Below are 20369 nucleotides of genomic sequence, written 5' to 3'. Positions count from 1 at the left end.
GTGCCTTAGGTGTTTTTAGCGCTCAGATTTTATATATGACATTACAAAATTACCGTTTGAGAAAAGGCTTTAATACTTACCAAATGAGTAGTATTCCATCAATATATCTTTACAAAAAAGGGTAGATAGCCTTCATAAAATATGGATATTTAAGCCTTATCCAATTCAATACAATTATAAAACAACAAATTAATGAACATCAACCGCAGAACATTTATTAAGGCTTCGTCTATGGCAAGTGCAGGCTTAATGGTAAAATCGCCTGTTTTTGCCAATGAATTTCCTACGGTACGTGTAGGCGTAGGACAAAGAAAATTTAATAGTCCCCTGATTGAATCAACCATCAAGCGTATGAAAACCAGCATCAAAGATGCAGAGGTAGCTTGGATGTTTGAAAACTGTTTCCCTAATACGTTAGATACCACGGTTAACTTCCAAATCAGGAATAATCGTCCAGATACTTTTGTGATTACGGGCGATATCCATGCGATGTGGTTGCGCGATAGTACTGCTCAGGTTTGGCCATATTTGCCTTTAATTAAACAAGATGATAAACTAAGAGAGCTGATTGCTGGCGTAGTAAACCGTCAAACAGAATGTATTTTGATTGATCCTTATGCCAATGCTTTTAATGATGGTCCGGGAAAATCTGAATGGCTTAGCGACCATACAGATATGAAGCCAGAATTGCATGAAAGAAAATGGGAATTAGATTCATTGTGTTATACCGTTCGATTAGCTTTTCATTATTGGAAAACTGCTAACGATACAAGCGTTTTTGATGAAAAATGGCTGAAAGCTGCCAAACTCATCATTGCTACTTGCAGAGAACAACAACGTTTTCATGGCAAAGGCACATACCATTTCGGAAGAACTACTTCATGGTCTACAGATACGGTGCCGGGCAATGGCTATGGTAATCCGACAAAACCAAATGGTTTAATCAATAGTATTTTCCGCCCTTCAGACGACGCAACGGTTTTCCCTTACTTAATTCCTTCCAATTTATTTGCGGTAGTATCTTTCCGTCAGATAGCTGAAATTGCCGAGAAGGTCTATAAGGATGCTTCATTTGCCAAAGAGTGTTCAGCTTTTGCCAATGAAGTAGAAACAGCAGTAAAAAAATACGCAATTATCAATCACCCTACTTTTGGGCAAATCTATGCTTTGGAGGTAGATGGTTATGGCAATCGTTTGTTACAAGACGATGCCAACGTACCGAACTTACTGGCATTGCCTTATTTAGGAGCCTTGAAACTATCAGACCCTATTTATCAGAATACCCGTAAATTTATTTTTAGTGATAATAACCCTTATTTCTTTAAAGGAAAAGATGCTGAGGGTGTTGGTAGCCCGCACACTTTAGTGGATCAAATATGGCCAATGAGTATTATTATGCGTGCCATGACTTCTACAAACGACCAAGAAATATTGGCACAATTGCGTTTCTTGAAAAAGACACATGCTAATACAGGTTTTATGCACGAGTCTTTCGACAAAGATGATGCTACTAAATTTACACGTAAATGGTTTGCTTGGGCAAATACTTTGTTCGGCGAATTAATGTTGAAGATAGAAAGAGAAAGACCACATTTATTGAATGTGAAATTGTAGCCTTAATTAAAGATGTTTAGGGGATACTTACCGAAAAAGTATCTATTCCCCATCTTGGAATATTAATGTTATTTTTCTTTTAGGGTGGAACTTAAGTCGCACCCTAAAAGAAAAATTTGAGTAAAGCCTAATTACCCAACTGACTAGCTATTTGCTTCAAAGTAATTTCAGCTACTTTAGCAGTATAGTTTAAATTATTCAAACGATAGCCCGAATTTTCAAAACTTTGTTGGGCTTGTTTTACATCTATGATAGTAGCTTGACCTAATTGAAAACGCTGATTCATCAATTTCAATAATTTATCTGCTATCGCATAATTTTCTCGTTCGGCTTCTATCAATTGTAACGTATTGCTATATGCTTCCCAAGATTTGGCCGCCGCATTTTCAAAATTCTGATAAACTATTTCTTTCTGTAATCGAGCCGTTTCTGTATTGATTTTCGCTATTTGTACTTGTCGGGTATTTACTCCCCCCGCATAGATAGGAATGCTGGCATTCACCCCTAAAAAAGGGCCATAGGTTTGGTTTAATAGCGTAAAACCTGCACCACTTTGGTTACGACCATAGTTATAGCCTGTATTCAAATTGATAGTAGGATACCGCCTCGCATTGGCTTCTCTTTCTAACAAAAGGTTTATATTAATTTGTGCCTCAGCCGATAAAATACTTGGATGTTTCTTTATGTTGGCATCTAAATTTTCCCATTGCAGGCTTCTATCTAATACAATCGTGTCGGAAATAGTAATAGCAGTTTTTGGATTTAATACTAAACTACGGAGTAAATCAGCCTTACTTTGCTCAATTACTATTTTCTGGGTTTGTAACGCTTGTGTTTGAGCATTCAAATCTATCGTAGCTTGCAAAGATTCTGCTTCGTTTGATAAACCAACGCTTTTGCGCGCTTCAATCAGGGATAATTTTTGTTTTGATACTTCGATAGATTGAAGTAAGGTAGTTACAAAATTTTGTTGCTGAACTACTGCAAAATACTTTAACATTACATCAGCCACTACATTTTGTACTGTAGCATTCAATTGCTCCTGACTTAGCTTTTGTAATTCCTCTAAACGCTTTTTTGTCGCTATTACTCTTCCACCATTATACAGCATCATGGTTGCTGTAAAACTCATATTGGTATTGTTGGAAACTACGCCCGTTCTGTTGGTACTTGTACCATTGCTTAACTCTTGGTTCAGTCCCGTTATTTGTTCGTTTGTACTGAAAGCACCCGTAACCGTAGGCAAACCGCCAGCCACCCCAATATAATTATTGATAGTGTTGGCAGATAGCGTATTTTTAGAAACCTGAATATCTAAATTGTTTTTCAAGGCTGTTTCAACGGCTTGGTTCAATGTTATTTGCTGTTGAGCAAAACCTTCTGAAAAGCCAATCATTAGCAAACAACTTACCAACAGTATATTACTTTTAAAAATGATTCTCATATTTTTTTGTTGATTTTCAGCTTTAGTTTAATCTGCCGCTTGTTCTTCTGCTACTACTTTAGATTCTTCTGTTACGTAATTTTTACTAGAGATAAATGTATAAACTGCTGGAATAACTAGTAACGTAAGAATTAAAGAGAATAAAATACCCCCTACAACAACAGTACCTAACGGAATACGACTAGTAGATGCTGCCCCTAAACTCAAAGCAATGGGTAAAGCACCTAAAGATGTTGCTAAACTTGTCATCAAAATCGGGCGCAAACGTTGGGTTGCGGCTTCAACAACAGCCTCAATTCTTGACATCCCCTCGGCTCGCTTATGATTGGCAAATTCAACAATTAAAATTCCGTTTTTGGTTACTAGTCCAATCAACATAATCATACCAATCTGCGAGAAGATATTCAATGTCTGTCCGAACAACCAAAGGCTACCTAATGCACCAGCCAACGCTAAAGGCACGGTAATCATAATAGTGAAAGGGTCTTTGAAACTTTCAAACTGAGCAGCCAATAGTAAGTAAATCAATGTTAAGGCTAACCCAAAAGCAAAAGTTGTGTTAGAAGAACTTTCAGAATAATCTCTTGAAGGGCCACTCAACGCTGTTTGGAAAGATTTGTCTAATACTTTGTCTGCAATAGCTTGCATCGCTTTTACACCATCTCCAATAGTTTTTCCTTCTGCCAAAGAGGCTGAAACAGTGGCCGATTTCAAACGGTTGAAGTGAAACAATGTAGATGGGTTACTACTTTCTTCCAACTTCACTACTGCACTCAAAGGAATTCTTTCACCACGCGTATTGGTCACAAAAATGTTTTCAATATCCGTAGGCTCTTTTCTGTCTTTTCTTTCAACTTGTGCAATTACTTCATATAGACGACCATTCATGGTGAAATACGCTAACCTTCTACCACTGAATGCACCTTGGACAGCACTTACAACATCTTGTGTCGTGAGGGCTAAATCTTTGATTTTAATCCGGTCGAAGGTCATTAAAATCTCAGGTTTATTGAATTTCAAGTTTACGTCAACGTTTTGGAACGTTTTATCATTACGAGCCTCTTCCAAAAATTTCGGAATGGCGTCTTTAATCTTAGCAAAGTCAATATTTTGCAATACGAACTGTACAGGCAAACTTCCTCGTGAACCTAAACCCACCGAGATAGTTTGTTCTTGCACACCAAATACACGAGCATTGTTGAACCTGCTCATTTTTTTGTTCAATAACTTGGTTATTTCATCTTGGCTTCTGGTTCTTTGGTCGGGGTCAACTAAACCAATACGAGCTGCTGAAGAGTTTGTACCACCATTCCCACCAAAGCCTGGCACAGCATTAAATACAAATTCTTTTTCAGGAATAGAATCGTTCAAGAAATTAGTTACATCATCAGAAACCTTCTGAGTATATAAATAACTAGAACCTTCGGGCGTACTTACCGTAAAACGAATACTGCTTTTATCTTCCATCGGAGCAATCTCACTTTGAAGATTTCCACTAGCTAGCCATATCAACAATCCACAGGCAAATACAATTACCCAAGCCATCCATCTGACCCTCATAAATCCCTTTAGGATACCCTTGTAGCCACTTTCCATGCCTGTAAAGAATGGCTCTGTTTTGTCATAAAGCCAACCGTGACCTGCTTTTTTACGTGTTAAGTACACGTTCAGTACAGGCGTAATCGTCAGCGAAACAAAGGCTGAAATCAATACCGCACCCGCAACCACAATACCAAATTCACGGAAGAGGCTACCAACGAATCCTTCTAAGAAAATAACAGGTAGGAACACCACCGCCAAAGTCAATGAAGTAGAAATTACGGCAAAGAAAATTTCTTTACTACCTTCTAAGGCAGCTTTACGAATAGGCAAGCCCTGTTCGAGCTTTCGGAAAATATTTTCGGTAACAACAATCCCATCATCAACCACAAGCCCTGTCGCCAAAACGATACCTAACAGCGTAAGTACATTAATGGTGAAACCACAGAAATACATTACAAAGAAGGTAGCGACCAATGAAATTGGAATATCGATAAGGGGACGAATCGCAATGAGCCAATTTCGGAAGAAGAAGAAAATTACTAATACTACTAAACCAAAAGAAATAATTAAGGTTTCTTCTACCTCCTCTAATGAACGACGAACGTTTTTAGTATTGTCAATTAATAATTTAAACTGGATATCAGATTTATTCTCTTTTTCAATCTCCCTCAAACGTTTATTAAATTCATCTGCAATTTTGATATAATTAGCTCCGGGCTGAGGAACAACGGCTAAACCAACGGCATACACACCATTGTATTTCCAGCTTTGTTCTAGGGTTTCGGGTCCTAATTCCACATCAGCAATATCACCTAAGCGAACGATACCCGTATTGCTTTCACGGATGATTAAATCACGGAATTGTTGTTCTGATGTTAATCTACCCAAAGCACGGATAGTCATCTCGGTGTTACTTCCATAAATTTTACCTGCTGGCAATTCTACGTTTTCACGAGCCAAAGCTGTTTGAATATCTGTAAAAGATAAACCATAGCCATTCATACGGTCTGTTTTCAACCAAATTCGCATGGCATAACGCTTTTGTCCCAAAATGTTTACACCACTTACGTCATTAATGGTCTGGAAACGTTGTTGTAATACGTTTTCGGCATAATCACTCAGTTCTAATAAACCTTTACTTCTACTCTGGATAGCCAACAACAAAATAAAGTCACTATTAGCATCCGCTTTTGATACCACAGGGGGCGCATCAATATCTTGGGGTAAACTTCTAACGGCTTGCGCCACTTTATCACGCACATCACTGGCGGCTGCCTCCAACGGTACATCAAGGTTAAATTCTACTGAAATAGAACTACTACCTAAAGTACTTGATGAGGTAATAGAACGAATCCCTGGAATACCATTGATTTGTTTTTCGAGAGGCTCAGTAATTTGGTTTTCAATAATATCAGGGTTGGCACCAGTGTAAGCTGTTCTTACAGTAACCATAGGTGGGTCAATGGCTGGGTAATCCCTTACTGCCAAAAACGAAAATCCAACTATCCCAAAAAGGATAATCAGGATATTCAGCACTGTGGCAAGTACGGGCCTTTTAAGAGATAATTCTGAAATATTCATGAATATTGATGATTAAATTACCTTCAGCTTTTTGTGGAAGATGAAAAGCAATTTTATGAAATCTTTTTAATGATGATGTTGGATGATGACGCCAAAATCGTTGACAGCCCATTCACCTTCAAATAGCTACTGTTTTTTGACACTTCTTACTTTTACAGGTTTATCTGCGCGAGCAAATAAAACGCCATCAACCACGACAGAATCTCCCTCAGTTAAGCCACTTGTAATTTCCACAACATCTTCTTTTCTAAAACCAGTCTCTACTACTACATAACTAGCTTTGCCATCTTTTACAATGACCAATCTTTTCGTTTTATCATCTGGGATAATCGCATTGGTAGGAATCAAGATACTATTTTGTGCTGGACCTGCGCTAAAATATACCTTTGCAAAAGTGCCGGGGTTGGCATTGCAGTTTGTCAGCAAGGCACGCACCAGTAAATTACGGGTAGTTTGGTTGATTTGCGGTTCGCGGGCTACTACCACAGCTTTACAACGACCACCTCTTTGCCCTTCTACTTCCACCTCTACAACACTTCCTTTACGGATGAGTGGAGAGTATTCTTCTGGGACAGTAAAGTCAACTTTCAATTTATTTACTTGCTGAATAGTAGCAATAATGGTAGTAGCTGAAACAAAAGCCCCTAAGCTTATCTGACGAAGACCAACCACACCAGTAAATGGTGCTTTTAATACAGTTTTATCGATTAATACTTGGGTATAAGCCAAATCTGCTTTTAGGCTATTTACTTGGTTCAAGGCAGTATCATATTCGCCTTGGCTAATACCATTAATTGATAAAAGCTTGCCTAAACGTTTCTCTGTTTTTTCGGCTAAATCCAGTAAGACCTTTGTTTTAGCGAGTTGAGCTTGTAAGTCAGCATCGTTGATTTTGGCTAATACCGTTCCTTGGGTTACAACGTTGCCTTCGGGAATATTAAGATAGGTAATACGACCACTCACTTCTGTGTGTAGTTCTACGAATTCATTGGCTATAATAGAACCGTTGGCTTCAACATTTGAACTAATACTTTGTTTTTTTGCGATGATTACATCAACAATGGCAGGCTGATCTTCTTTTTTATTAGAGTCTTGAGGTTTCTTACTATGACAACCAGCCAATGCTAAACAGATTGAAGCCCCAACAGATACCATTGAGAGCGTATTTTTTTGCTTCATATTACGTATGTATGAATATTTTTTTGCTATTCTAATTTTTTATAAAGTTACTTTATAATGTATATGCTTTTGTCCCGACCTACTTCGTAATCTCAATATATTTCGACTAACTTAACCTTTTTATAGATAAGAGGAATAAATAACCCAATTAACTACGTCAAAGGAGGAATGTTTTGCAACATAAAACCTCCTAAACCCATTTAAGCCACCGCCTAACCATTCTTCACAATTTGGGATATTCTGACATTCTTTTTGTCAAATTTGGTTCATGAACTTTAATATTTTAGTTCACAATTTAACCAAAATAGATATAAAAAATGGAAGTTCCTATTGCCACTGTTATTAGCATCGCAGTTCCTTTGCTTTGCTTAGTTTTCTACAAATTTATTTTTCGCTTGTTGGGCATCATTATTATTCCAGAAGACAAGATTGGGTTAGTTACCAAGAAGTTCGTACTGTTTGGAGATAAGAAATCTTTACCAGAAGGACGAATCATTGCCACCGAAGGTGAAGCAGGATATCAAGCCGAACCCTTGGCACCAGGTATTTATTTTTGGTATTGGATTTGGCAATATGATATTAAACTTCAACCCCTTACTATTATTCCAACGGGACAAATAGGATTGATTTTGGCAAAAGATGGGAAGGAGCTTGAAACGGGTTCTATCCTTGCCAGAAAGATTGAATGTGATGGGTTTCAGGATACAGTATCGTTCTTGAAGAATGGTGGGAGAAAAGGACGACAAACAGCAATAATCACGGCGGGGTCTTATAGGATTAATACTTTTTTGTTCGAAGTTGTGATTACAGACATTACCGAAATTCATGAAAACATGGTGGGCATTATCACTACCATGGACGGGGCATCAATTGAAGCAGGTCAGATAGCTGGTAAGTCTATCGAAGGACATAATAATTTTCAAAATGCTGATGCATTCCTGAGTAAGGGCGGTAATAGAGGGCTACAGCAACAAGTAATTTTGGCAGGTTCTTATAACCTCAATCCTTGGTTTGTGAAAGTAGAAGAAATACACATGACCGAAATCCCGATTGGTAATGTAGGTGTAGTGATTTCTTACGTTGGGGAAGAAGGAATTGATGTTAGCGGTACAGAATTTAAACATGGTAACATTGTTTCAAAAGGCTATAAAGGTGTTTGGGCAGAAGCATTTGGTCCAGGGAAATATCCTGTAAATACTTATGTACAAAAAATTGAAGTAGTACCTACTACCAATTTGGTGTTAAACTGGGCAAGTGCAAGGTCGGAATCGCACCAATTGGATAAGAACCTGTCAACAATAACAGTTCGTTCTAAAGACGGTTTCCCATTTAATTTAGATGTTTCGCAGATTATCCACATTCCCAACTACGAAGCCCCTAAAGTAATTGCCCGTTTCGGTAATATGAACAACTTAGTGAGCCAAGTATTAGAACCAACCATTGGTAACTATTTTAGAAACTCAGCACAAGATTCTGATGTGATTTCATTTTTAGGGTCAAGAAAAGAGCGTCAGGAAACCGCTAGACGATACATTGCGGAAGTACTTTCGCAATATAATGTAAATGCGGTGGATACTTTGATTGGTGATATCGTACCACCTGAATCATTGATGAAAACCCTTACTGACCGAAAATTAGCGGAGGAACAAAAGGTAACCTATGAAACCCAAAAGATGGCTCAGGAAACACGTCAAGCATTGGAGAAAGAAACCGCTATTGCCGATATTCAGAAAGATATTGTTAAAGCCGACCAAGGCGTAGTGATTGCCGAAAGAGTAGCCGATGCATCTGTGAAAAAAGCACAGGGTGAAGCCCAAAGTTTAAAACTACAAGCAGGAGCGGAGGCAGAAAGAGTGAGGGTACAAGCAAGTGCGGAATCAGAACGTATCAAATTGATTGCGAATGCCGAAGCCGAAAAAATCAGTAAAACGGGTACTGCCGAAGCTGAAAAAATCTTGGCGATTGGTAAGGCCGATGCCGAAGCGTATAAATTGGCTGTTTCGGCAATGGGTGAAGGTAACTTTACGCAATTGAAAATCACTGAGAGCATCGGTAAAGAGAAAATAAAGGTAATGCCAGATATTTTAATAACAGGTGGTTCAAACGACCAAAACGGAGCCTTGAGTGGATTATTAGGCTTACGCTTAATGGAAGAAGTAGGCAAGAAAGTAGAGAAAACTGCTGCTGAAGCACTACCTGAGAAAGAGAATAAATAGTCAATAGATTCTGCCCCTAGATAAACCCGTAGGAATTTCTCTACGGGTTTAATTTTTTAGTTAAGTATAACTACTGTTTTTAAATAACTACATTATCTTTTCGATAATATTATGAACTATTCTAAAGCCTTTTTTCGTTATAGCTTTCCCCATCTAAAAAACTAATGAAAATATACCGAATAAACTGATATGCAGAAACTTAATTTGACAATTACCCTCGAAACGTACAACAACGATACAGAACTATCTGTACAGGAAAACAAACTTTTGAACGAAGCCCGAAAAGCTACCTATAAATCGTATGCTCCTTATTCTAATTTCCATGTTGGAGCCGCCATTTTGTTAGATGATGATACCATCGTAATAGCGAATAATCAAGAAAATGCTGCCTTCCCTTCTGGCTCATGTGCAGAACAATCTGCTATATTTTGGGTGGGTGCCAACTATCCAGAACGTACAATTAAATCCATCGCTGTCATTGCTCGCCCGGGGAAAGGGGACGTATTTAGAGGGGTTTCTCCCTGTGGAGCTTGCCGACAGGCAATGTTGGAATATGAAGTTCGCCAAAAAGAACCTATTCGCTTTATTATGTTGGGTGCCAACAACCAGATACTAGTAACATCATCGATTGGAGATTTACTGCCAATAAAATTTACTGATTTCTAAGTTCTTTGTAGAATGACTAGTCGGTATCTATCTTTGTGAAATGTTAGATTTCCTCCAGAAAAATACTTTTTCTATTATATACACTTTCTTTTTGGGTCTAATGCCCATTTTTGCTAGTTCTAGTATTAGTTATTGGCTGATTACGCATGAGCAAGCAGTGCAGCATTTCACGATACTTCAATGGATTTTAGTATACATTGCCTCATGCTTTAGCATGGCTTTTGCCCTTACGCCTACTACATTTATTGCTTTGCTAAGTGGCTACTTTTTAGCTTGGAATGCCTTCATTCCTATCGCTATTAGCTATTGGATAGCATCCTATTTAGGTTTTAAAACTGCTAAACTGATAGACGGGGGAAGATTCTTGAGTAAAATCTCTGAGAAACCCAAAGTAAGAGAGATACTTGACAATCTTCAAAAAGATGAATTCAAGATTATCTTATTGGCTCGCCTGTCGCCTGTTTTGCCTTTTGCAGTTACCAATGTATTATTCTCTTTTTCGGGAACAAAGTTGAAGAACTTTCTTACGGCAGGCTTCCTTGGTATGTTGCCTCGCACAATCCTTTCCATCTGGCTAGGAACACAAGCACAGGAAATCCGTAAACTGATAGAACACCCAAGTCAGGGGAGTAGTATTCAATTTATCATTTTTGGATTAATATTGGTGTCTATGTTGGGGCTGGGATATTTTATTAAAAAGGCAGTTAAGCTTTAGGCTGTCAGCTTTCAGCAATTAGCTTTCGGATTTTAGCTTTTTAAAAATCAGCGTTAATCTGTGCTTTCAAATCTCCGAAAATCAGCGGGTAAAAAAACAATCAGCTTTCAGAAATCGGCTGTCAGATGAAAAATCAATGAGTATAAAATAAAAAGGTTGATATTGAAAGCACTAATCGCTTCTAATATCAACCTTTTAAAAATTATATAAGCTAGTTGTATAATCTACTCAACCTCAATAACAACACCAGCCGTTTTTGGATGAGATACACAAGTAAGGATATAACCTTGTTTAATTTCTTTTTCAGTAAGTCCGTCTTCTTCGTCCATGTGTACTTTTCCAGCCACACATTTACCTAAACAAGCAGTACACATCCCCGCCTGACACGAGTATGGCAAATCAATGTCTTCACGCAAAGCCGCCTCCAGAATCGTTTCGTGTGGTTTTACCAATACTTGATAGTCGGTACCCTCGTATTGAATCGTTACCGTTTGTGCTTTGATAGAATCGTCTTCCTCCTCTACAAGAATTTCATGAGAACCTGCACTTCCAAAATGTTCTTTATGAATATTCTCCGTAGAGACATTAAACATCTTCAACGCATTTTCTACCTGTTCCATCATTCCTTCTGGTCCGCATAGGTAGTATTCAGCTTTGGCAATGTCAATAGCAAGGTCTTGCTTCAAGAAAATTACCGCTGATGCTTGATTAATACGCGTTTTGTAGCCCGTCCAAGTATAAGAAGGTTTCGTGAGTATGTGTAATACTTTGAAACGACCCTCATATTTTAGCTCTAATTCGATTAATTGTTTTCTGAAAATAATATCTTCCTCGCTTCTTGAGCCATATACCAAATACACTTTTGAACCTTGTTCTACAGGTAAAACAGATTTCAGAATAGACATCAAAGGTGTAATTCCAGACCCTCCGCCAAAAAGCACGATAGTACGTTCTTTCATCGGGTTTGGTTCAACCACAAAATGCCCCATCGGTTCCATCACCTCGATAGCATCACCTACTTTTACTGAATCGCACAGATAATTAGATACTAAACCGCCGGGTACACGCTTTACAGTTACTGCAATAGAAGCATCTTTATTGGGCGAACTTGACATAGAGTAACTTCTACGCACTTTTTGTCCATTAATAACAGGTATTAACGTAAGGAATTGACCAGCTTTGTAACTAACAGATTGATGGACAGGGTGCCAAAAAGTAAAGGTTTTTGTATCGGGCGTTTCGTCGATGATTTCTTTTACTGTGAGATGAAAATATTTTACAGACATTTTATGATTACGAAATATTTTTTATGGAATAATATTAATCTAATTAGATAACGGAAATTTAGCCTAGGAGTTTTACAAAGACTTAGTTATAGCAACACAAAGGTAATGAAGAAAATACTTTTGGACACATTCTAGACTGAGAATCACACAAAACAATATATCTTGCTTTATGATTTTGATGTAGGAAAAATGTGTATTTTCCGTTGATTTCCTCAATGTTATCAGCATAATCCCTAAATTTTTTTGATGTTTATGAAGCGTATCCCTACTTGCTTAATGTTTTTGATGGTTGCTATTTCTTTTTCGTGTAGTACTAGCAAGGTACAGATGAAATCCACAGCTCGATTAATTCAGCAGTCAGAAGTGTTTTCTCAAAACCAAACAGGCGTTGTTTTTTATGATATAACCGAACAAAAAACTGTGTTTGAACAAGAAGCGAATCGTTTTTTTATGCCTGCTTCTAATACTAAGCTCTTTACTTTTTATGCTAGTCTAAAAACCTTAGGAGATTCTATTCCTGCTTTTCATTATCAAGTTACTGGCGATTCTTTGATTGTTTGGGGAACAGGAGATCCATCTTTCCTTCATCCAGATTTAGCCAAAAGTAAAGTATATGATTTTTTGAAAAGTCGCCCAGAGAAAATTTACTTTTCTAATGATAATTTCACTGGTTTATTTTTTGGACAAGGCTGGGCTTGGGATGATTATAATGATGATTATGCGGCTGAAATATCTGGATTTCCTATTCATGGAAATGTTGTCAGGTTCAAAGCGAATGGGCAGAATGCCTTAAATGTGTCACCAAAATTCTTTGAAAATAAAGTGTACGACTGGTCGAATACAAATAGCTTTTCTATGCAGCGTGACCTTGGGGCTAATTTGTTTAGCCATCCAAGTCTTCAAAAGATGAAGCCTACTTTTGAACAAGATGTACCCTTCAAAACGGGTTTAGATATTACTGTTGCCTTACTAAGCGATACATTAAAGAAAGAAGTGACTTTGATTAATAAAGCCTTGGATAAATCTGCCAAAACATTTTACAGCCTTCCCGCAGATAGTTTATACAAAAGAATGCTTCATGTAAGTGATAACATGATTGCAGAACATCTAATGGTACTGAATGCTGATGCCTTAGTAGGTGAGTTGAATGTAAGCAAAGGTATTGATGCCGTGAAAAAGAAATTTATGACAGATTTGCCAGATGCTTCAAGATGGGTAGATGGCTCTGGACTTTCACGTTATAACTTGTTTACGCCAAGGAGTATCGTAAAATTGTTGCAAAATATTTACCTGATTGTGCCACAGGAAAGACTTTTTCAGCTTTTACCAGCCGCTGGCAAATCGGGTACGTTGAAAAGTTTATCGTCTACCGAAAAGCCATTCATTTTTGCTAAATCGGGTTCTTTTAGCAATAATTATAACCTAAGTGGTTATTTGGTTACTAAAAAAGGTAAAGTGTTAATTTTCAGTATTATGAACAATAGCTTTATGAAGCCAATGTCAGAGATTAGAAAAGAAGTAAGTAAAATCCTAACGGAAGTACATGAGAAAAACTAAGCGTACTACTTCAACTCATAGACAATCTGAGAATATCTTCGGGCTACAGGAATGATAAAATTGCTTTCGGTAAGGTGTAATTTATAGCCTTGGGCATTGCCAGAAACACGTTCAACTTTATCGAGATTCACAATAAAGGAGCGATGACAACGAACAATTTGTTTTTGTTGTGTCTGACTTTCTAAACGGGTTAAGCTACTTCTGATTAAATCCTTTTTGAAATCATCTTTTTGTTTAAATACCACAGTAGAATAGTTATCACTTGATTCTATGTAATAAAACGAATCAGTATTCAATTGAATTTTGTCTTTTCCATTTTCGGCAATCAGGTTTATTTCATCTGACTCATCATGTATTGCGTGTTTTTCGGGAAGATGACTAGGTTGCGGAGGTTTACTGTATTGTTTTAAATAATAAATATAGTTGATTAAAATAATCGCTGTGGCAGGAAAAACACCCAATACAAAAGTGTAAATAATCATTGAAATAAAGCCCAATAGATTAAAACCATTAGAGAAATAATGTTGTGAGTAAAGGATGTTGATAGCCGTAATGGAGCAAAAATTGAGAGCTACCATAAATATCTCTCTCCCGACAGTCCATTGTTCTTCTTGAAAAAACTTAGGAAAAAGCCTTTGAATACCAAAATAGATAAAAAGCATGGTAATAGTAGTAATAATACCAAAGCCTGAGAGTAATAAGTTTTTTTGAGGATTCTGCCAATTGGCAATACCAAATGGCTCGAAGAAAATTAAGAAAGATGAAATGAAAATACCTGCCCCGAACGACAAAAAAAGCTTGCGTCTAGTAGAATCGTTATGCGGATAAGGTTGTCTAAGAATCTTTAACATTTGTAATGACATCAATCGAGGTTTTATTAATTGACGTATTGCAAAATTAAGAATAAAGGCGAAATAACTGCGAGTGTGGAATAATACTTAAATATTATTCCCTGCATCAATCTTTCTGATGCAGGGAATATTTGATTATATAATAGGATATTCTTTTAATACCTCTCTGGCGATTACAATTTTTTGAATTTCGGATGTTCCTTCGCCAATGGTACATAACTTGGCATCACGATAGAATTTTTCCACAGGAAAATCTTTGGTATAGCCATATCCACCAAATATTTGCACAGCGTCGGTCGCTACTTCTACGGCTACTTCCGAAGCATAAAATTTTGCCATGGCGGCCTCTTTGGTTAAATGCGTACCTTCCATTTTAAGGTCGGCTGCATGGTGAGTCATCAATTCCGCTCCGTGAATTTTAGTAGCCATTTCGGCTAATTTAAAGCTGATACCTTGGAAACTAGCAATTGCCTGCCCAAATTGTTGGCGTTCTTGTGCATAACGAGCAGCAGCAGCCATAGCACCCTTGGCAATACCCAAAGAAAGTGCAGCAATAGAAATTCTACCACCATCCAAAATCTTCATGGCTTGTTTAAAGCCTTCGCCTTCATTTCCTAAGCGAGCCGACATCGGTACAATACAGTCTTCTAAAATCACCTCAGCAGTTTCAGAAGCACGCATACCCAATTTGTTTTCTTTTTTACCAAATTTCAACCCAGGGTTTGAACGTTCCACAATAAAAGCGGTAGCATTGTCTTTTGTACCAGTCTCTCCAGTACGTGTCATTACAACGACTACGTCGCTCGATTTACCGTGTGTAATCCAGCATTTAGCGCCATTAATGATATAATTATCGCCTTCGCGACGAGCCACACACTGCATTCTAGCGGAGTCTGAACCCGTGTTGGCTTCTGTCAATGCCCATGCACCAATAAAATTACCAGAAGCAAGTTGGGGTAAATATTGCTTTTTTTGAATTTCTGAACCAAATTGTAAGATATGATTGGTGCATAGTGAATTATGAGCAGCAACCGACAAGCCGATTGAGCCACAAACCTGTGCGATTTCGTCGATAATGGCAACGTATTCGTGGTAGCCTAAACCTGCTCCGCCATATTCTTCGGGGACGAGTACACCCAAGAAACCTTGTTCGCCCAATTGTTTCATTAATTCAATCGGGAAAGTCTGGGCTTCGTCCCATTCCATGATATGAGGCCTTATTTTACGTTCGGCAAATTCTTTGGCAGTTTGTCGGACTAACGTTAATTGTTCTGATTTGTACATTTTTAATGTTAAATTGTTTGTTGAGATTGTTTAAATAGAAATAAAAGGGACTTTTTTAATGTATATTTTATGATAAAAAACTAATATATTATAAAATTATTCCTTTAAATAATTGTAATTTAATGATATTAAAATAGAAATAGTACTGTAATATCTAAAAATAATTTCATTATGCAACAACCTAAAATGCATACCATTAGGATTGAGTCAGTCGCATTGGGTGTGGTAAGGCTAGTGTTTGGTAATCCGCCTACTAATTCAATGTCTATTGTACTTTTGGAAGAATTAGCAATAGCCATAGAAAACTTAGGGGAACAAGAGGAAGTACAAATCATTATTCTGCAAAGTGAAGGAGAGAGAACTTTTTGTTCGGGAGCAGATTTTAATGAATTGATGGCAATCAATGATAGATATGCTGGAAAAATATTTTTTACAGGTTTTGCAAAAGTGATCAATGCTTGTAGAAAATCTCCCAAAATAATTCTTGGGTGCATTCAAGGGAAGGCTATCGGAGGGGGGGTAGGCCTCGCTGCTACTGTTGATTATTGTTTGGCAACCAAGTTTGCTGCTATCAAATTAAGCGAGCTAACGATAGGAATAATTCCTGCCGTGATTGAACCTGCCGTTGAACGAAAAATAGGACTTTCCTCATTTGCCACATTGGCGTTGAATGCCACAGATTTTTTTTCGGCTAATTGGGCAAAAGAAAAAGGCTTATTTATGGAAGTATTCGAAACGGTAGATGAAATGGACAAAGCCATCATTGAATTGGCAACACGCCTAGCATCCTACAATCCGGCAGCGTTAACAGCATTAAAAAAAATCTTTTGGAAAAATACTGACCATTGGGATACACTTTTAGAGGAAAGGGCAGAAATCAGTGGGAAACTTGTACTAAGTAGTTTTACTAAAGAGACCTTACAAACCTTTACACAGCAGCATTGATTATTCCCAACCCCTGAATAGTATAATTTGAAGGCTGGATAGTTTATTTCCTTTTTATGATAATTAAAGTAAATATTATCAGTTTCTAGGTGTGTGTATATTTACGATTTTATACTTATTAAATGCCTTTTTCGATAAGAACTATTACTTAGTTTTAATGTTCCAATTATTTAAAAATAATTACTCAAAGCTTTCTGGAATCTTCGATAATTTTTTGTAATATTTGAAGAAGAAATATGACTTGGGTTTCTTAAAAATCGCAAGTTCTTACTATAGTTATAGTGTTTTGAAGAGCATCATTTTTTTTAAAAATAATTGTTTTTATAGAAATCCCCTAAAATTCCAAATATTAAATTTTAAAAAAAAAATCTGTAAAATTTTCAATTCTTAGGATATTACAATAAATTTGAATAGCGGAACTATTTTACCGTAAAATAATTATATAAGACTTTTTTACATTTAATTTTGGAATTTTACATGGATTTATTAGTTTTGTCCAAAATTAAATGCTCTATAATTCCAATTACCCAAATTACGATGCAAAATGGAAGATTATAATAAGATAATAGAATCGCTCGGCGTGAAGTTTATTAAGTCACGTAACATTAGAATATTACAACCTATCCGTATCAAAAACTTTTATGATGTAGAAAATACACTCTTGATTTTGTACAACGGTGAGGTTTCTTTTGGCGAGGAGGCTATCCATGCAGAGGTTGGCGACATGCTTTTTATCCCTGGAGGTAAGATGCTTTCGATAACTTATGGTAGTGCTGATAAACCAAAGGCTATTTCAAATGAAGAATTTATGACTCATAGAGAGTCTTATTTTGAATATAACCTTGAACCATCAAGAATTGGCCAAATCGAAAACTCTTTCGGGATGGTTGCTTTTGAAGCAAAAGTTTTTGATTCGGTAAACTTCTTTACTTCTTTAGATATTCCTCCATTCTTAATCAAAAGAGACGACAAACTAGCACACATGCTAGCGGAAATTTTGAAAGAAGACATGACGGATATTCTTGGAAAAGGACGTGTGATTAAAATAAAAACGGAAGAGATTGTTATCGAAATTATTCGTTACATCATCAAAAACCGTTTGTTTGTTGAACAATTAGCAACAAACAGTACTTATTTCAAAGATCCACGCTTAATTGACATCTTTGCTTATATCAAAGATAATATCGGTGGAGATTTGTCAAATAAAGTATTAGCGAACGTCGCAAACGTTTCTGAAGACTACGTTGGGCAATATTTCAAGATGTTAACAGGTATCAATCCACAAGATTATATCGAATATCAAAGAATGGAAGCTGCCGTAGGTTTGTTAAGAACTTCTAAGAAATCTATCCGTGCCATCGGCGCTGATGTAGGTTATAAAGATACTGCATACTTCTGTCGTCGTTTCAAAATGATGTTTGGTATTCCAGCAGGTAAAATGAGACGCAGAGAGTCGTTAATGAATTTATAATTAGTAGCTGGTAGCCTTGAGCTATTAGCTTCGAGATTATATTTATAAAAATTGTTTGATATTAAAAAAGCCGCTGAATCAAATTCAGTGGCTTTTTTAATGAGTATGTTTTTTCGTATAAAATACGTAGTGGTAATTTCTGCTATTTCTATTGATATAAAAGCTCTTTTAATAACAGAAACTTTATTAAGAAATACTCGTAAAAATAAAAGCTTCGCAGAAAATCCTGCAAAGCTTTTATCATAATTCTATAAAGCCGACATCCGATATCCGAAGTCTGAAAGCTACTACTTAAAAAACTTCAATTTCACTACTTCTCTTTCTGACAAGAAACGCCAAGTTCCTCTTGGTAAATCTTTTTTGTCTAAGCCAGCAAAAGTAGTTCTGTCAAGTTTCAATACTTCGTATCCTAATGATTCAAAAATACGTCTAACAATTCTATTACGACCTGAGTGGATTTTGATACCTACTACCATTCCATCTGGCGTAACAATTCCTAAATCATCCGCTTTTATTTCACCGTCTTCTAAAGTAATACCTCCTTTAATTTTCTCGAAATGCTCTTGTGTTAAAGGCTTATCCAATTCTACTTGGTATAATTTTTCGATTTCGTTTGAAGGGTGAGTCAATTTATCTGCTAATTCACCATCGTTTGTTAACAATAATAGACCTGTCGTGTTTCTATCCAAACGACCTACAGGGTAGATACGTTCTTCACAAGCATTTTTCACTAAATCCATTACTGTTTTACGGTCGTTAGGGTCTTCAGTTGTAGTGATAAAATCTTTAGGTTTGTTTACCAACACATAAACCATTTTCTCACGATTCAACTTTTTACTACCGTACTTAACAATATCACCTGGTTTTACTTGGTAGCCCATTTCAGTAACTACCGCACCATTTACTCTGATTTCACCCGCCTTGATTAAATCATCAGCTTCACGACGAGAACAAACACCAGAATTAGCGATATAACGGTTCAAACGTACTTCCAATGATTGCTTCTCTGATTTTTCAATCAATTTCTGCACTTTTTTAGGAGCAGTCTCTTTGTATTTATCAAGCTTGTAGCTTGGCGTCCATTTATCAGACTGTTCTACAGGTCTGTGTGCTTTAAATAGATTGTCGCCTCCAAAATTTGCTTTGGCTGAACCAAATGTTTTTTCTGGTCTTTCGCTTCTACTTTTTTTTTCAAAACTTCCTGCATCTGGACGAGGTTTGTTAAAGTCACCTTTATCAAATCTTTTGCCAACAGGTTTTCTTTTATCTACGAACTCTTTGCGTTCAAAAGCTGGTTTATCACCTTGTGGTTTAAAATCACGACGCTCTGAGTTAAATTCTCTTCTTTCGCCTTGTGGCTTAAACTCACGACGTTCACCCGAGTTAAATTCTCTTCTTTCGCCTTGTGGCTTAAACTCACGACGTTCACCCGAGTTAAATTCTCTTCTTTCGCCTTGTGGTTTGAACTCACGACGTTCTGAGTTAAATTCTCTTCTTTCACCCTGTGGTTTGAATTCACGACGTTCAACCGAGTTAAATTCTCTTCTCTCACCTTGTGGTTTAAATTCACGACGCTCACCCGAATTAAATTCTCTTCTTTCACCTTGTGGTTTGAAGTCACGACGCTCACCCGAGTTAAATTCTCTTCTTTCACCTTGTGGTTTAAATTCACGACGCTCACCCGAGTTAAATTCTCTTCTTTCACCTTGTGGTTTGAAGTCACGACGTTCACCCGAGTTAAATTCTCTTCTCTCGCCTTGAGGTTTGAATTCACGACGTTCACCCGAATTAAATTCTCTTCTTTCACCTTGTGGTTTAAATTCACGACGTTCACCCGAATTAAATTCTCTTCTTTCGCCTTGAGGTTTGAATTCACGACGTTCACCCGAATTAAATTCTCTTCTTTCACCTTGTGGTTTGAATTCACGACGTTCACCCGAGTTAAATTCTCTTCTCTCGCCTTGAGGTTTGAATTCACGACGTTCACCCGAATTAAATTCTCTTCTTTCACCTTGTGG

At 37.1% G+C, this 20369-nt stretch carries 15 protein-coding genes; 8 read left to right on the top strand and 7 right to left on the bottom strand.

Annotated elements, in window-relative coordinates; genetic code table 11:
• Window positions 1–192 precede the first annotated feature (192 nt).
• The gene (locus J2Y60_RS21500; protein WP_309921870.1) at window positions 193–1614 is read left to right on the top strand and encodes a glycoside hydrolase family 125 protein; all 1422 of its coding nucleotides are present in this window, start codon (window positions 193–195) and stop codon (window positions 1612–1614) included.
• A gap of 127 nt (window positions 1615–1741) precedes the next feature.
• Here J2Y60_RS21500 and J2Y60_RS21495 read toward each other — a convergent pair whose 3' ends face one another.
• From J2Y60_RS21495 to J2Y60_RS21485, 3 genes are all read right to left on the bottom strand, one after another.
• Window positions 1742–3058 carry a TolC family protein gene (locus J2Y60_RS21495; protein ID WP_309921873.1) on the bottom strand — a complete coding sequence of 439 codons (1317 nt, stop codon included), beginning with the start codon at window positions 3056–3058 and terminating at the stop codon, window positions 1742–1744.
• Between the two features lie 27 nt (window positions 3059–3085).
• A complete protein-coding gene (locus tag J2Y60_RS21490; RefSeq protein WP_309921875.1) occupies window positions 3086–6181 on the bottom strand; it encodes an efflux RND transporter permease subunit in 3096 nt (1031 codons plus the stop codon).
• Window positions 6182–6307: 126 nt separating this feature from the next.
• Window positions 6308–7360, bottom strand: a complete 1053-nt coding sequence (locus J2Y60_RS21485) for an efflux RND transporter periplasmic adaptor subunit (RefSeq protein WP_309921879.1) — start codon at window positions 7358–7360, stop codon at window positions 6308–6310.
• Window positions 7361–7677: 317 nt separating this feature from the next.
• On the opposite strand from J2Y60_RS21485, the gene J2Y60_RS21480 reads away from it, so the two are divergent.
• The 3 genes from J2Y60_RS21480 to J2Y60_RS21470 all read left to right on the top strand — a co-directional run bounded on the left by J2Y60_RS21480 (window position 7678) and on the right by J2Y60_RS21470 (window position 10957).
• Entirely contained in the window at window positions 7678–9576 is a 1899-nt protein-coding gene (locus tag J2Y60_RS21480) for an SPFH domain-containing protein (RefSeq protein ID WP_309921882.1), read from the top strand.
• A gap of 189 nt (window positions 9577–9765) precedes the next feature.
• Window positions 9766–10242 (top strand): cytidine deaminase, encoded by a 477-nt coding sequence (locus tag J2Y60_RS21475; protein WP_309921884.1) that lies wholly within the window; start codon window positions 9766–9768, stop codon window positions 10240–10242.
• Between the two features lie 40 nt (window positions 10243–10282).
• Window positions 10283–10957 carry a VTT domain-containing protein gene (locus J2Y60_RS21470; RefSeq protein WP_309921887.1) on the top strand — a complete coding sequence of 225 codons (675 nt, stop codon included), beginning with the start codon at window positions 10283–10285 and terminating at the stop codon, window positions 10955–10957.
• 224 nt (window positions 10958–11181) lie between these two features.
• Here the strand turns inward: J2Y60_RS21470 and J2Y60_RS21465 are convergent, their stop codons facing one another.
• Window positions 11182–12243 carry a ferredoxin--NADP reductase gene (locus J2Y60_RS21465; protein ID WP_309921890.1) on the bottom strand — a complete coding sequence of 354 codons (1062 nt, stop codon included), beginning with the start codon at window positions 12241–12243 and terminating at the stop codon, window positions 11182–11184.
• Between the two features lie 327 nt (window positions 12244–12570).
• Between J2Y60_RS21465 and dacB the strand changes: the two genes are divergently transcribed.
• Window positions 12571–13800, top strand: coding sequence for a D-alanyl-D-alanine carboxypeptidase/D-alanyl-D-alanine-endopeptidase (gene dacB, locus J2Y60_RS21460; protein ID WP_309921893.1), 1230 nt, complete (start codon window positions 12571–12573; stop codon window positions 13798–13800).
• A 5-nt stretch (window positions 13801–13805) separates the two neighbouring features.
• Here dacB and J2Y60_RS21455 read toward each other — a convergent pair whose 3' ends face one another.
• Window positions 13806–14651 carry a LytTR family DNA-binding domain-containing protein gene (locus tag J2Y60_RS21455; protein WP_309959282.1) on the bottom strand — a complete coding sequence of 282 codons (846 nt, stop codon included), beginning with the start codon at window positions 14649–14651 and terminating at the stop codon, window positions 13806–13808.
• A gap of 135 nt (window positions 14652–14786) precedes the next feature.
• The gene (locus J2Y60_RS21450; RefSeq protein ID WP_309921899.1) at window positions 14787–15935 is read right to left on the bottom strand and encodes an acyl-CoA dehydrogenase family protein; all 1149 of its coding nucleotides are present in this window, start codon (window positions 15933–15935) and stop codon (window positions 14787–14789) included.
• A gap of 171 nt (window positions 15936–16106) precedes the next feature.
• On the opposite strand from J2Y60_RS21450, the gene J2Y60_RS21445 reads away from it, so the two are divergent.
• From J2Y60_RS21445 to J2Y60_RS21435, 3 genes are all read left to right on the top strand, one after another.
• Window positions 16107–16880, top strand: a complete 774-nt coding sequence (locus J2Y60_RS21445) for an enoyl-CoA hydratase/isomerase family protein (protein ID WP_309921902.1) — start codon at window positions 16107–16109, stop codon at window positions 16878–16880.
• A gap of 544 nt (window positions 16881–17424) precedes the next feature.
• Window positions 17425–18351: an AraC family transcriptional regulator gene (locus tag J2Y60_RS21440; RefSeq protein ID WP_309921905.1), complete on the top strand. Its 927-nt coding sequence runs from the start codon at window positions 17425–17427 to the stop codon at window positions 18349–18351.
• A gap of 51 nt (window positions 18352–18402) precedes the next feature.
• Window positions 18403–18597 carry a hypothetical protein gene (locus tag J2Y60_RS21435; RefSeq protein ID WP_309921908.1) on the top strand — a complete coding sequence of 65 codons (195 nt, stop codon included), beginning with the start codon at window positions 18403–18405 and terminating at the stop codon, window positions 18595–18597.
• 41 nt (window positions 18598–18638) lie between these two features.
• Here the strand turns inward: J2Y60_RS21435 and J2Y60_RS21430 are convergent.
• Window positions 18639–20369: pseudouridine synthase (locus tag J2Y60_RS21430; protein WP_309994745.1), on the bottom strand; the 1731-nt coding region annotated here is incomplete at its 5' end.

This window comes from Arcicella sp. BE140, from assembly GCF_031456255.1.
Classification (GTDB): domain Bacteria; phylum Bacteroidota; class Bacteroidia; order Cytophagales; family Spirosomataceae; genus Arcicella; species Arcicella aquatica.
The sequence above is the reverse complement of the archived record's forward strand: the minus strand, read 5'-3'. Positions and strand labels throughout refer to the sequence as shown.

What these genes read in the sequence shown, in the direction of transcription:
- J2Y60_RS21500 (WP_309921870.1), top strand. Translation starts at nt 193, where the DNA reads ATGAACATCAACCGCAGAACATTTATTAAGGCTTCGTCTATGGCAAGT.
- J2Y60_RS21495 (WP_309921873.1), bottom strand. Translation starts at nt 3,058, where the DNA reads ATGAGAATCATTTTTAAAAGTAATATACTGTTGGTAAGTTGTTTGCTA.
- J2Y60_RS21490 (WP_309921875.1), bottom strand. Translation starts at nt 6,181, where the DNA reads ATGAATATTTCAGAATTATCTCTTAAAAGGCCCGTACTTGCCACAGTG.
- J2Y60_RS21485 (WP_309921879.1), bottom strand. Translation starts at nt 7,360, where the DNA reads ATGAAGCAAAAAAATACGCTCTCAATGGTATCTGTTGGGGCTTCAATC.
- J2Y60_RS21480 (WP_309921882.1), top strand. Translation starts at nt 7,678, where the DNA reads ATGGAAGTTCCTATTGCCACTGTTATTAGCATCGCAGTTCCTTTGCTT.
- J2Y60_RS21475 (WP_309921884.1), top strand. Translation starts at nt 9,766, where the DNA reads ATGCAGAAACTTAATTTGACAATTACCCTCGAAACGTACAACAACGAT.
- J2Y60_RS21470 (WP_309921887.1), top strand. Translation starts at nt 10,283, where the DNA reads ATGTTAGATTTCCTCCAGAAAAATACTTTTTCTATTATATACACTTTC.
- J2Y60_RS21465 (WP_309921890.1), bottom strand. Translation starts at nt 12,243, where the DNA reads ATGTCTGTAAAATATTTTCATCTCACAGTAAAAGAAATCATCGACGAA.
- dacB (WP_309921893.1), top strand. Translation starts at nt 12,571, where the DNA reads ATGAAATCCACAGCTCGATTAATTCAGCAGTCAGAAGTGTTTTCTCAA.
- J2Y60_RS21455 (WP_309959282.1), bottom strand. Translation starts at nt 14,651, where the DNA reads ATGTTAAAGATTCTTAGACAACCTTATCCGCATAACGATTCTACTAGA.
- J2Y60_RS21450 (WP_309921899.1), bottom strand. Translation starts at nt 15,935, where the DNA reads ATGTACAAATCAGAACAATTAACGTTAGTCCGACAAACTGCCAAAGAA.
- J2Y60_RS21445 (WP_309921902.1), top strand. Translation starts at nt 16,107, where the DNA reads ATGCAACAACCTAAAATGCATACCATTAGGATTGAGTCAGTCGCATTG.
- J2Y60_RS21440 (WP_309921905.1), top strand. Translation starts at nt 17,425, where the DNA reads ATGGAAGATTATAATAAGATAATAGAATCGCTCGGCGTGAAGTTTATT.